The sequence below is a fragment of the Cryobacterium sp. TMT2-10 genome, from assembly GCF_004403075.1.
GTDB lineage: Bacteria > Actinomycetota > Actinomycetes > Actinomycetales > Microbacteriaceae > Cryobacterium > Cryobacterium shii.
This window is the reverse complement of sequence record NZ_SOGW01000005.1, coordinates 39,604-52,014: the sequence shown is the minus strand read 5'-3', so window position 1 is coordinate 52,014 and position 12,411 is coordinate 39,604. Positions and strand designations below refer to the sequence as shown.

General features: G+C 68.6%; 14 protein-coding genes and 1 other RNA gene. 11 read left to right on the top strand and 4 right to left on the bottom strand.

The window, feature by feature from the left end; all coding sequences use genetic code 11:
• The first annotated feature begins 65 nt into the window (after positions 1-65).
• From E3T37_RS00520 to rnpB, 9 genes are all read left to right on the top strand, one after another.
• A complete protein-coding gene (locus tag E3T37_RS00520) occupies positions 66-1,763 on the top strand; it encodes a GAF domain-containing sensor histidine kinase (RefSeq protein ID WP_134364906.1) in 1,698 nt (565 codons plus the stop codon).
• A complete protein-coding gene (locus tag E3T37_RS00515; RefSeq protein ID WP_134364905.1) occupies positions 1,760-2,443 on the top strand; it encodes a response regulator transcription factor in 684 nt (227 codons plus the stop codon). Before E3T37_RS00520 ends, E3T37_RS00515 begins: the two co-directional genes overlap by 4 nt.
• Positions 2,440-2,943, top strand: coding sequence for a DUF427 domain-containing protein (locus E3T37_RS00510; RefSeq protein ID WP_134364904.1), 504 nt, complete (start codon positions 2,440-2,442; stop codon positions 2,941-2,943). Before E3T37_RS00515 ends, E3T37_RS00510 begins: the two co-directional genes overlap by 4 nt.
• Positions 2,944-3,160: 217 nt before the next feature.
• Positions 3,161-3,859, top strand: coding sequence for a DMT family transporter (locus tag E3T37_RS00505; protein ID WP_174776161.1), 699 nt, complete (start codon positions 3,161-3,163; stop codon positions 3,857-3,859).
• Between the two features lie 311 nt (positions 3,860-4,170).
• On the top strand, positions 4,171-4,461 hold the full coding sequence (locus E3T37_RS00500) for a cytosine permease (RefSeq protein WP_134403103.1): 291 nt from the start codon (positions 4,171-4,173) through the stop codon (positions 4,459-4,461).
• Positions 4,462-4,657: 196 nt separating this feature from the next.
• Complete coding sequence (locus tag E3T37_RS00495; protein WP_134364902.1) at positions 4,658-5,548, top strand: cytosine permease; 891 nt, start codon at positions 4,658-4,660, stop codon at positions 5,546-5,548.
• 9 nt (positions 5,549-5,557) lie between these two features.
• On the top strand, positions 5,558-6,379 hold the full coding sequence (locus tag E3T37_RS00490; protein WP_134364901.1) for a Nif3-like dinuclear metal center hexameric protein: 822 nt from the start codon (positions 5,558-5,560) through the stop codon (positions 6,377-6,379).
• A gap of 67 nt (positions 6,380-6,446) precedes the next feature.
• A complete protein-coding gene (locus tag E3T37_RS00485; RefSeq protein WP_134364900.1) occupies positions 6,447-7,184 on the top strand; it encodes a zinc ribbon domain-containing protein in 738 nt (245 codons plus the stop codon).
• A gap of 44 nt (positions 7,185-7,228) precedes the next feature.
• An RNA gene (rnpB, locus tag E3T37_RS00480) (RNase P RNA component class A) lies at positions 7,229-7,607 on the top strand.
• A gap of 5 nt (positions 7,608-7,612) precedes the next feature.
• Here rnpB and E3T37_RS00475 read toward each other — a convergent pair.
• Genes E3T37_RS00475 through map form a run of 3 tightly spaced genes read right to left on the bottom strand, consistent with a single transcriptional unit; the run spans position 7,613 to position 9,884 of the window.
• On the bottom strand, positions 7,613-8,227 hold the full coding sequence (locus tag E3T37_RS00475) for a YdeI family protein (RefSeq protein WP_134364899.1): 615 nt from the start codon (positions 8,225-8,227) through the stop codon (positions 7,613-7,615).
• A 9-nt stretch (positions 8,228-8,236) separates the two neighbouring features.
• The gene (ppgK, locus tag E3T37_RS00470) at positions 8,237-9,001 is read right to left on the bottom strand and encodes a polyphosphate--glucose phosphotransferase (protein WP_134364898.1); all 765 of its coding nucleotides are present in this window, start codon (positions 8,999-9,001) and stop codon (positions 8,237-8,239) included.
• A 16-nt stretch (positions 9,002-9,017) separates the two neighbouring features.
• The gene (map, locus tag E3T37_RS00465; protein ID WP_134364897.1) at positions 9,018-9,884 is read right to left on the bottom strand and encodes a type I methionyl aminopeptidase; all 867 of its coding nucleotides are present in this window, start codon (positions 9,882-9,884) and stop codon (positions 9,018-9,020) included.
• 11 nt (positions 9,885-9,895) lie between these two features.
• Between map and E3T37_RS00460 the strand changes: the two genes are divergently transcribed.
• Positions 9,896-10,084: an SPOR domain-containing protein gene (locus E3T37_RS00460; protein WP_134364896.1), complete on the top strand. Its 189-nt coding sequence runs from the start codon at positions 9,896-9,898 to the stop codon at positions 10,082-10,084.
• A gap of 15 nt (positions 10,085-10,099) precedes the next feature.
• Here the strand turns inward: E3T37_RS00460 and panB are convergent, their stop codons facing one another.
• Entirely contained in the window at positions 10,100-10,972 is an 873-nt protein-coding gene (gene panB / locus E3T37_RS00455; RefSeq protein ID WP_134364895.1) for a 3-methyl-2-oxobutanoate hydroxymethyltransferase, read from the bottom strand.
• 100 nt (positions 10,973-11,072) lie between these two features.
• Here panB and E3T37_RS00450 point away from each other — a divergent pair, with 100 nt between their 5' ends.
• On the top strand, positions 11,073-12,410 hold the full coding sequence (locus tag E3T37_RS00450) for a glutamine synthetase family protein (RefSeq protein ID WP_134364894.1): 1,338 nt from the start codon (positions 11,073-11,075) through the stop codon (positions 12,408-12,410).
• The last annotated feature ends 1 nt before the right edge of the window (position 12,411 follow it).

Below are 12,411 nucleotides of genomic sequence, written 5' to 3'. Positions count from 1 at the left end.
CGAAAAGGGGCGAAGGTCCCACGCGAGTAGAATCCCCGGCATCAGACCGAGAGCGGAGCCAGGCCATGCCCCAGCACGAGATCACAGCCCCGGTTGCCACCCCGTTCACGCGGCCCGAACCCTCGGCGAATCAGTCGGATGCGCGCCTGCGCCGCCTCCTCCTGGCCAGCCAGGCGATTGTGGGCCAGCTCGATCTTCTCTCCGTGCAGCGGCGCATCGTGGAGGCGGCGGTCGACCTGTGCCCGGCGCTGTTCGGGGCGCTCGCGACCACCGCCGACAACGGCCGTCTCGAGCCGAGCGTCCAGGTCGGGGCATCCGCGGATGCCGCCGTTGCGGGGGGCGCGTGGGCCGAGGTCCTCGGGCTGCTGGGCACCCTCGCCGATGACCCGGTTCCGCTTCGGCTGAGCCGATGGCAGGCCAAACCGCGTCCGGCTGGTTTCGAGGGTGAGGACCCGCCGATGCAGAGTCTCCTGGCCGTCCCGGTGCGGGTGCGCGGCGAGGTCTCGGGCATCCTGTATCTGATCGGCAGGGTGCCGGGAGCATTCGACCAGGAAGACGAGGACCTGTTGTGTGCCCTGGCGGCGACCGCGGGCATCGCGATCGACAATGCCCGGCTGTTCGAGGAGACCCAGCGGCGTCAGCGCTGGTCGGCCGCGTCGGCCGGGGTCAGCGCTGCCCTCCTGACCGATCGCTCGGACGATACCCTGGCCCTCCTGGCCGACCGATTCGCGCAGACGGCGGATGCGCAACTGGTGTGCGTCGTCGTCCCCGATGGAATCGACCCCGGCGCGGATGCTTCCCTGGTCGTCGCCACCGCCAGGGGGCCGCTCGCGCAGCAGGCCGCCGGCCTCATCTTCCCTGTCGCCGGGAGCCTGTGCGGGCGGGTATTCTCCGGCGGCCAGCCGCTCCTGGTCGACGGCGGGGACGGCGTCAGGCCGGGCCCGGACTCCGCCCTGATCTGCGGGTCCACCATGGTCATCCCTCTGGGAGCGGGAGTCCCGCACGGGGTCCTGACGGCCTCGCGTCCCCTCGGAGCGGCCCGGTTCACCGCCTCGGACCTCGTGATGGCCTCGGACTTCGCGGAGCAGGCGAGTGTGGCGCTGGAACTCTCCCTGGGCCGGGCCGATCGGGCCCGGCTGGCGGTGCTGGAGGACCGCGGCAGGATCGCCCGGGACCTGCACGACCTCGTCATCCAAAGGGTCTTCGCCGCCGGGATGTCGATTCAGGCCATTGGCGGGGAGATAACCGACCGGGCGCTGCGCCTGAGGCTCGACGAGGAGGTGCAGGCCCTGGACGCTGCCATCGTCGAGATCCGCACGGCCATTTTCGCCCTGACCCTGCCGGCGCACCCCGACCGGCCGTCCCTGCGACATCGCGTCATCGACCTGCTGACCGAACTCGGGCCCCTGTTCGAGCAGCCTCCACGAGTCGTTTTCTCCGGCCCGATCGACCTGGTCACGCCGGCCGACCTGGCCGACGACCTCGTCGCCGTGATCCGCGAGGGGCTGACCAACGTGGTTAGGCACGCCCGGGCCGGCGAAACGGTTGTGAGCCTGACCGTGGTCGCCGACTCGATCACGATCGAAATCAGTGACGACGGCGTGGGCAGGGCGAAGGCCGCGCACTCCGGCGGAATCGACAACCTGGCGGCACGGGCAGGACGATGGCAGGGAAATTTCACCCTCGACGACCGGGCGCCCCGGGGCACACGGCTGCGCTGGGCGGCCAGCCTGGTCGGTGCATCCGTCACGGCACGCCGATGACCCGCGTCTTCCTCGTGGACGACCACGAAATCGTCCGGCATGGCCTCGTGCACCTGATCAACGCGGAAGCGGACCTGGAGGTCGTGGGGGAGGCGTCGACCAGGCGGGAGGCCCTCGCCCGGGTCGCCGCCACCCGGCCGGACGTCGCGGTCCTCGACGTCCGCCTGCCCGACGGAAGCGGCATCGACGTCTGCCGGGAGATCCTCGCCCGGGACCCGGGCATCCGGTGCCTGATCTTCACCGCCTTCGACGACGACGAGGCCACCTGCGCCGCGGTGCTGGCGGGGGCTGCAGGGTATGTCCTGAAGAACATCCGCGGTGACCGGCTGATCGACGGCATCCGCCGGGTGGCCCGCGGGGAGCGGCTGCTCACCGACCTGGCCGCCCGGCGGGTGGCCGAGGTGCTGAGCCTGGCCGAGCCGGACCGGGCCGCGCAGGCACTGACCCTGCGCGAGCGGCAGGTCCTGGACCTCATTTCGCGGGGGCTCACCAACCGTCAGATCGGCGCCGAGCTGGAGCTGGCCGAGAAAACGGTCAAGAACTATGTGTCCGCCGTACTCAGCAAGCTCGGGATGCAGCGAAGAACCCAGGCCGCGGTCTTCGGTGCCGATCTGTCCCGGGCCGCGGGCGGTTCCGGCTCTCGAATCCACCCCGGGTCTGCCGGTACGCTGGCCCGATGAAGCAGAATCGCGTCACTCCGGCCGTGCCGGGCCCGGGCCAGGAATCGGTCTGGACATACCCCCGGCCGCCCCGGGCCGAGCCGAGTACCGACCGCGTCGTCGTCACGTTCGGCGGCCAGGTCATCGTCGACACCAGAGATGTGATCCGGGTGCTCGAGACGAGCCATCCTCCGGTCTACTACCTGCCTCGATCGGCTTTCCGGCCCGGGAGCCTGGAACCGGCCCCCGGGAACTCGTGGTGCGAGTACAAAGGGCAGGCGTCCTACCTCAATGTGGTCACGCCGGGACGGCGGGAGGAATCCGCCGCCTGGACCTACCCGGCGCCGAGGAAGGGGTATGAGGCGCTCCTCGACCGCATTGCCCTCTACCCCGGCCGGATGGAGCGGTGCACAGTGAACGGGGAACGGGTGCAGCCGCAGCCGGGAGACTTCTACGGCGGCTGGATCACGTCCCGGGTGGTCGGCCCGTTCAAGGGGGAGCCCGGCACGCTCGGATGGTGACTGCGGGGCCCCGGATGATCCTGCCGGGCCCCGGCGTGATGCCGATCCTTCTGGCCGCCCTGCTCTGGGGGACGACCGGAACGGCCGCGCATTTCCTGCCGGATGACCTCAGCCCGCTGGCGACCGGAGCAGCCACGATGGCCGTCGGTGGGGGACTGCTCTGGCTGCTGTCGGTGCGCGGCGCCCGAGCCGTCCTGAGAGACAGGTCCGTGCGCCGGTGGGCGGGGCCGGCGTCGCCGCCATCGTCGTCTACCCGCTCGCTTTCTACAGTTCGATGCACCTGGCCGGGGTGGCCGTCGGAACGGTCGTGTCCCTCGGATCCGCTCCGGTGTTCGCTGCCGGGATCGAGTTCCTGGCCGAACGTCGTCGGGTCACTCCGCGTTGGGGCCTGTGCACGTTGGCCGCCCTGGCCGGGACAGGCCTGTTGGTGCTCGGCGGCAGCATCGGAGCCGCCGAGGTCTCGGGCGCCCCGGTCGGCGCGTTGCTGGGTGTGCTGGCCGGGTTCAGCTATGCCCTGTACACCCACGCGTCGCACCAGCTGATCGGGGCGGGACACAGCCCGCGGGCCACGATGGGTGCGCTGTTCGGCGTGACCGCGGTCTGCCTCGTCCCCGTGCTGCTGGTGACCGGAGCGCCGCTGCTCCAGAGCGCGGGCAGCGCGGGGATTGCCGCGTATCTGGCCATCGGGCCGATGTGTGCCGCGTACCTGCTTTTCGGCCACGGCCTGCGTTCGGTCCGGGGCAGCCTCGCCACCAGCATCACGCTGCTCGAACCGCTCGTCGCCACTGTGCTCGCTGTCCTCGTCGTGGGTGAACGGCTGACCCCGCCCGCCTGGGCCGGCCTCTGCCTGCTGCTGGTGGCGGTGACGGCCCTGGTCAGCCTCGACAACCGGGAAAGAATGAGCATTTCTCGCTAGAATCGGGTCATGGCCGAGCGGGACGGGGCTGCACGGGGCGAGGGACGACGGCCCCGACGCCCCTGGTGGCCCCGGCGACGACCTCGCCGGGGCGGTTCGATCTGCCCCCGGCACCGGATCCCCGGACATCGCCGGGCGCGACGTCGACCGGGAGCTTCCGGAGGACGCGGACGACGTGGTCAGCGGCGTCCCCGGCCCGATCCCGAGTCCGCGGGTGGCGGAGAGGGAGTCGGTGATCCCTGATGCGGGCCTCCGGGCACCCCCCCCCCCCGGTGCGCCGCATCGAACACAGCGGCACGGAGCCGGTTCCGGTGACGAACCGGGTCGGGCACCCCACACGGATGTTCCGCCTCTGGTTCGCCGTGACGGCATCCGTGGTCAGCGTGGCGCTGGGGGCCCGGCTGATTGCGCTCGGACTCAATGTCCTCGAAGCGGCGGTGTCCGCTCTTCTCGGAATCGCCCTGTCGTTCATCCCGGTAGGCCTCGGCACCCTGGCCGGCAAGCGGACCGGGCAACCGGCGATGGTCCTGTCCCGGGCCACGTTCGGCCTGGTCGGGAACGTGGTGCCCACCGCTCTGGTCGTCCTGATGAGAGTCGTGTAGGGGGCGCTGCTCGCGGCCGCGGCCGGGCAGGCGATCGGCACGGTTGCGGCGGCGGCAGGGCGCGACGCACCCGGGTACGGCACCGTCCCGGCTCTGGTCGGCGCAGTCGCCGTCACCGTGGCCGCGGCCGCTGTCGCCGTTTTCGGTTACGGGTTGCGCTACCTCGTCCACGGTCCTGCTCGCCCTGGCGATGATCATGACCGCCGGGCTGATCGATCCCGGACCCGCCCTGGCCGACTCGACCGGGATCGGACTCGGCGCGCTCACCGGCACGATCCTCGTCTTCGCCTATTTCGGGCTGGCCTGGGCGACCAGCAGCGCAGATCTGGCCCGGTACCAGAGAGAGGACTCGCCCGGTCGGACCTCGATGCTGTGGGCGAACCTCGGGCTGGGCCTGCCGGCCCTGGTCCTGATCTGTTTCGGGGCGGTGCTGGCCGCATCGCACCCCGCACAGGCCGCCGCTTTCGCGATCGATCCGGTCGGCAGTCTGGCCCGAATCCTCCCGGGTTGGACCGGGATCCCCCTGCTACTCGTCGGCACGCTCACCCTGCTGTCGGCGATCAACCTCAATCTGTACTCGGGCGGTCTCGCCGTCACCGCCGCGGACAGCAGGATCACCCGGCCCGTCGGCGTGCTGCTCGCCGCGCTGGGAACAGCGATACTCGTCGTGCTGATCCTCGTCAGCCGAACGGGCCTGGCCGACGCCTCCCTGGCCCTGCCGGTGACGCTGGCCGTGCCCGTCGCGGCCTGGACCGGCCTGTTCTGCGCGGAGGTGGTGATTCGGCGGAGCCCGCTCGACACCAGGAGCCTGCTTCATCGCGGCGGTCGCTATGCGGACTGGCGCTGGGTCAACGTGGGTGCTCTCGCCGTGATCACGGTCGTCGGCTACGGACTGATCGAGTCCGGCCCGGGATGGCTGGCCTGGCAGGGCTTCCTCCTCGCCTGGGCCGGCATCGATCCTCACGGCGGCCTGGCGGCGACCGCGCTCGGCGTGCTCGTCGCACTCGTGCTGGGCCTGATCACACCGCCGGTCCTGGGCATTCCGGCGATCCGGCGGCAGGAAGCCGCGCCGTCCGGTCACCGGTAAGCTGACGGGGTGCCATTCTCGCTCGCCGATGTAACCCTGATCGTCCATGAATTGTGGCCGTTGTCCGGGGCCGAAGACTGGGATGCCCCCGGTCTGGTCAGCGGCGACCCGACACACTCGGTCACCTCGATCCACCTCGCCGTCGACGCGGTCTCCGCAACCGTCGACGAGGCCGTCGAACGGGGTGCTGACCTGCTGCTCGTGCACCACCCGCTGCTGCTGCGCGGGGTGACGTCGGTCGCGGAGGACCGGTACAAGGGTGCGCTGCTCGGCCGCCTGATCCGGGCCGATTGCGCCCTCCTGGCGGCGCACACGAATGCGGACGTGGTCGTGGACGGCGTATCGGACATCCTGGCTTCCCGCCTCGGCCTCCTGGACACGCGTCCGATCACGGCGGGAGTCGCTCCCGGCACCGGCATCGGGCGGGTGGGCCGGTTGCCGGAACGCACGTCGCTGGACCGGCTGGCCCGGCGACTGGCCGATCTGCTGCCGGCGACCGTGTCCGGCGTCCGGGTCTCGGGGGAGCGCGACGCCGTCGTGGAGACCGTGGCGCTGTGCGGAGGTGCGGGAGACTCACTCCTCGCGCATCCGTCCGTGGTCGCGGCGGATGTGTACATCACCGCCGACCTCCGGCACCACCCGGCCTCCGAGGCCCGCGAGCAGGCCGTGCACTCCGGCGGCACGCCGGCGTTGATCGACGTGTCGCACTGGGCCAGCGAGTCGCTCTGGCTCGAACCCGCCGCCGAGCAGCTCCGGGCGGCGCTCCCCGGAATCACGGTCACCTGCAGTGATCTGCGCACAGATCCGTGGGACTTCGTCATCGTGCAGTAACCTGCCGATGGATGCGGTTCCACCCCCACGCCCGCTCAAGCTCAATACTCGTAAAGGTCAGGACATCGTGAAGGCATCTCCAGTTGAACAGAAGGAGCTTCTCCGGCTTCAGGCCCTCGACATCAGGCTCCAGCAGGTCGAGCACCAGACGAAGGCCCTGCCGGAGCTTGCACGGCTCCGGGAACTCGGCGCGCAGGCCGACACGATCCGGATGACTCTGAGCACCCGCTCGGGCGAGGTCGAAGACGTCCGGCTCGAACTGAACCGGATCGAGTCCGATGTCGACGTGGTCGAGAAGCGCATAGCCAGGGACGCCGACCGGGTGCAGCACACGTCTTCGGTGAAAGACGTCCAGGCACTGGAGACCGAGCTCGCCGCGCTCCGTAAGCGGCTTCTGGCGCTCGAGGAGATCGAGATCGCGGTCATGGAACGCCTCGAAGAGCGTGAGGGCGCCGCTGCCGCAGTCGAGGCCGAGCGCGATGCCATCCTGGGCCGGATGCGCGACGCCGAAGTGGCGCGGGACCTCAGCCTTGCTGACCTGAACCGGCAGCTCGGCGAGCTGCGTCGCGACCGGGCAGCCATCGCCGGCGGCGTCACCGAATACCTCGCCGCGCTCTACCAGAAGCGCTTCGTGGCCGGGCGCGGGAACGCCGCGGCCCTGCTCCGGGCCCGCACTTGCAGCGGGTGCACGATGACGCTGACCGGCAGCGACCTGGATGCCGTGCGGTCCGCACCGGCCGACGACGTGCTCTTCTGCCCGGACTGCGGCGCGATTCTGGTGCGCACGGAGGAATCGGGTATCTAGGTGGAGTGAGGCTCCGCCCGCGGCCTGTATTCTGGACAGTGGAATGGGTCGGCAAGACGGTCGCGTCATCCGCTTCCCTTCGGGGGTGCGGGTGCCGAGGAACGTCCGGGCTCCACAGAGCAGGATGGTGGGTAACACCCACCCGGGGCAACCCGCGAGACAGTGCCACAGAAAGTAGACCGCCGCCGGCCTCGGCCGGAGGTAAGGGTGAAACGGTGGTGTAAGAGACCACCAGAGGCCAGGGTGACCTGGTCGGCTAGGTAAACCTCGTCCGGAGCAAGGTCAGACAGGAAACGCCAAGGCGGCTCGCCGAGTTTCCGGGTAGACCGCTGGAGGGCTGCGGCAACGTAGTCCCGAGATAGATGGCCGTCCAAGGTGCTTCGCGCACCGGGACAGAACCCGGCGTAACAGCCGGCCCATTCCTTCACTCACGACGGTTCGCGACGGTCAGGTGGCCATTGGTCCGTCCGGACCGGGCGGTTCTCCGCCGCGGCCGCGACCGCCTCCTCGACTCGTCTGGCACGCGTCGCCGGCCGTTTGGCGCTGGCAACCCAGTACAAGATCTGCTTGCGCGTCGACGGAGCAAGAGCAGCGAGCGAGCTGCTGGCCTCCTCATTCGCGGCAAGTGCCTGTGCGAGGTCGGGCGGTACGATGAGCGCCTCCACCTCGTATAGGAGGGTCCACGACCCGTCTGCCTGCGCGGCCTCAACGGCTGCACGGCCGGCCGGGGCGACCCGTCCCTGCGCCACCAGGCGGCCCCACCGTTCCCTGTTGCTGGGCGCCCAGGCGCTTCCCCGCTTGCGGGGCGTCATTAGCTGTTTGTACCGGTCGCCACCGAGGCGATTGACCACACTGTCAATCCAGCCGAAGCACAGGGCCTCTTCCACCGCAGCCTCGTAGGAGAGCTCGGTGACGGAGTTTCCCTTCTTCCCGATGGCCAGCCACACGCCGCGGCTCTCTGCATGGTGGGTCTGGAGCCAGGCCCGCCATTCCTGGCGGTCGGCCGGCTCAAGGACCGGGAGGTCAGTGAGTGGCGGCGCCATGTGGACGGGTCAGTTCAGGTTCTTGACGGCGAGGGCAGCTGCCCCCAGGATTCCGGCATTGTTGCGGTGGACGGCCGGGATGATCGGGGTCTTCAGCTTCAGAAGCGGCAGGAAGTCCTGATGGTGCTTGGACACGCCGCCGCCGACGATGAACAGGTCGGGGGAGAACAGGGCCTCCAGGGTCGAGTAGTACTTCTGCAGGCGGGAGGCCCACTTATCCCAGCTCAGGTGTTCGCGCTCCTTGGCAGAGAATGCCGCGCGCGTCTCGTGGTCGACGCCGTAGATCTGGAGGTGACCGAGCTCGGTGTTCGGCACGAGCACGCCGTCGTTGATCAGGGCCGTTCCGATCCCGGTGCCGAGGGTGGTCATCAGGACCACTCCCCGCACGCCCTTGGCCGCGCCGAACTCGGATTCCGCGTACCCCGCGGCATCGGCGTCGTTGACGAAGTGGATCGGCTGCCCCAGGCTCTTCTGGAACAGCTTCTCGGCGGCGAGGCCGATCCACTTGTCCGAGACATTGGCGGCGGACATGGTGTGCCCGTTCTTCACGATGGCGGGGAAGCAGATCCCGACCGGCAGTGCGGAGGCGCCCGCCACGGAGGAGACCGTGGCGAGGAGGGCGCGCGTGGACTCGACGATGTCCACCGGGCGTCCCCCCTTGGGGGTGGGGAGTTTCACCCGATCGGACAGAAATTGACCGGTGACCAGGTCGACCACCGCTCCCTTGATTCCGGTGCCGCCAATATCAATGCCGATGGCCGTGGTTGAACTCATAGTCAAAACCTACCGTTTACGGGAGGGTGAGAATTTCGGCGCCGTGCTCGGTCACGACGAGGGTGTGTTCGAACTGGGCCGTGATGCTCTTGTCTTTCGTCGTCACGGTCCAGTCGTCGGCCCACATGTCCCAGTCGGATCCGCCGAGGGTGAGCATCGGTTCGATCGTGAAGACCATGCCGACCTCCATCACGGTGTCGTAAACGGGGGCGGAGTCGTAGTGCGGGATGATCAGCCCGGAGTGGAAGGACTCTCCGACCCCGTGGCCGGTGAAGTCGCGCACCACGCCATAGTTGAAACGCTTCGCATAGGACTCGATCGTGCGACCGATGACGTTGACCTGCCTGCCCGGTGCGACGGCCTTGATGCCCCGGGCGAGGGCCTCCCGGGTACGCTCGACCAGCAGCCTCACCTCGTCGCCGGCCTCGCCGACGATGAACGTGACGTTCGTGTCGCCGTGCACCCCGTTCTTGAAGGCAGTGATGTCGATGTTTACGATGTCCCCGTTCTCGAGAACGGTGTCGTCGGGGATGCCATGGCAGATCACCTCGTTCACCGAACTGCACAGCGACTTGGGGTAGCCGCGGTAGCCCAGGGTCGACGGGTAGGCGTCGTGTTGGATGATGAAGTCGTGGCCGATCCGGTCGAGTTCGTCCGTCGTGACGCCCGGGCGGACGGCCCGTCCCACGGCTTCGATCGCCTGCGCCGCGATCCGGCCCGATTCGCGGATCAGCTCGATCTTGTCCGGAGAGTACACGTCCGATCCGGTGAACGGCGCCGGCATCTCACGGCCGACGTACTCCGGTCGTGGGATGTGGCGCGGAACGGGGCGGAACGGGGAGACCGTTCCCGGCAACAGGTGACCGGCAGAATCCTTAGGCATAGGATCAGCTTATGTCCGAAGACACTGAACACCAGTTCTGGTACAACATGCGCACGGGAGCGGTCGAGGAGGGTATGCAGTCCACCTCCAAGGAGCGCGTCGGGCCGTTCGCAACACGTGACGAGGCCGCTCACGCGCTGGAGAAACTGCGCGCGAACAGCGCCAAATGGGCCGAGGAAGAAGCGGCAAACGACCGCTAGGACCGCTGACCGGCCCTACTCGTAGCTGTGCTCGGGGCCGGGATAGGCGCCGGAGTCGACGTCTTCCTTGAACTGGTGCACAGCATCCGTCAGCACGCTGCGCATGTTCGCGTACTGGCGCACGAACCGGGGCACGCGGCCCTCGGTAAGGCCCGCGAAATCAGTCCAGACCATCAATTGTCCGTCGACGTCCGGGCCCGCGCCGACCCCGATGGTGGGGATCTCGAGCCGGGCGGTCACCAGTGCGGCCACCGTAGCCGGCACCATTTCGAGCACAACGGCGAAGGCGCCGGCATCCTGCACCGCGAGAGCGTCCTCGATCAGCTGGTCGGCGGCCGCGCCCCGCCCCTGAATGATGTGGCCGCCCAGCCCGTGCTCGCTCTGCGGGGTGAAGCCGATGTGACCCATCACGGGAATCCCCGACGTCACGATGCGTTTGATCTGCTTGCGACTGCGCACGCCGCCCTCGAGCTTGACCGCATGGGCCTGCGCCTCTTTCATGAAGCGCACGGCCGTGTGCAGAGCCTCGGATTGGCCGGTCTCATACGATCCGAATGGCATGTCGGCGATGACGAGGGCTCGGGTGACCGCCCGCGAGACGGCCCGGGTGAGGGGGATCAGCTCGTCGACGGTGACGGGCAGGGTGCTCTCGTAGCCGAACACGTTGTTGCCGGCCGAGTCCCCGACGAGCAGGAAGTCGATCCCGGCCTGGTCGAAGATCTGGGCGGTGAGCATGTCATAGCTGGTCAGCCCGGTGATCGGGATGCCCTGCTGTTTGGCATTGTGAAAATGGCGGGTGCGCACCCGCTTGGGCCCGGGCGGCACGGGCGCGAACGGGTTCAGCTCGCGGGCGGCGGCGGGCACTTCGGGAACGGTCGACTCTGGCATGGGTCCAGTGTAGTCAGGGTGTAATCCGCCGACTGGCGCCCAGTTTCGCCCGAGTTTCGGCGCCAGCCAGTAGCCTAGGTAACAACAAGAAAGGGCGTGAATGGACAAGCAGCGCGACTTCGTTCTCCGGACCATCGAGGAGCGGGGCATCAAGTTCATCCGACTCTGGTTCACGGACGTTGTCGGCACACTCAAATCGGTGGCCATCGCGCCTGCCGAGGTGGAGGGTGCCTTCGCTGAGGGCCTCGGTTTTGACGGCTCCGCCATCGAAGGCCTCACCCGCTCGTTCGAGGCGGACGTGCTCGCTCATCCCGACCCCACCACCTTCCAGATCCTGCCCTGGCGTGGTGAGATCGATCCCACCGCCCGCATGTTCTGCGACATCATGACTCCCGACGGTCAGCCGGCGGTCGCCGACCCGCGAAACGTGCTCAAGCGGACCCTGGCGAAGGCCGCCGATCGCGGATTCACCTTCTACACGCATCCCGAGATCGAGTTCTACCTGCTCAAGTCGTCGAAGTACGGCAAGAACGGACCGGTCCCGGTGGATTCGGCCGGCTACTTCGACAACGTCCCCGGCGGCACAGCCCACGACTTCCGTCGCCGGTCGGTGCGGATGCTCGAAGACCTCGGCATCTCGGTGGAGTTCAGCCACCACGAGGCGGGTCCCGGTCAGAACGAGATCGACCTGCGCTACGCGGATGCCCTCACGACGGCCGACAACATCATGACCTTCCGCACCGTGATCAAGGAAGTCGCCATCGAGCAGGGCGTGTACGCCACGTTCATGCCCAAGCCCATGTCGGAGCACCCCGGATCGGGTATGCACACGCACCTGTCCCTGTTCGAGGGCGACACCAACGCGTTCTACGAGGCCGGTGCGCAGTACCAGCTCTCCAAGACCGGCCGTCAGTTCATTGCCGGACTGCTCAAGCACGCCCCGGAGATCACCGCGGTGACGAACCAGTTCGTCAATTCCTACAAACGGCTGTGGGGCGGCGACGAAGCTCCCAGTTTCGTCTGCTGGGGGCACAACAACCGTTCCGCCCTGATCAGGGTTCCGTTGTACAAGCCCAACAAGGGCCAGAGCGCCCGCGTCGAGTACCGCGCCATCGACTCGGCCGCGAACCCGTACCTGGCGTATTCGCTGATGCTGGCCGCCGGCCTCAAGGGTATCGAGGAGGGCTACGAGTTGCCTCCCGAGGCCGAGGACAACGTCTGGGGGCTCAGCGACACCGAGCGTCGCGCGCTGGGTTATCGTCAATTGCCCGCCAGCCTTGACCACGCGATCCAGTTCATGGAGGAGTCCGAGCTCGTCGCCGAAACGCTCGGAGAGCACGTCTTCAACTACGTGTTGCTCAACAAGCGCCAGGAGTGGAAGGAATACCGCTCCCAGGTGACCCCGTTCGAGCTCGACAAGAACCTCGAGATGCTCTAGC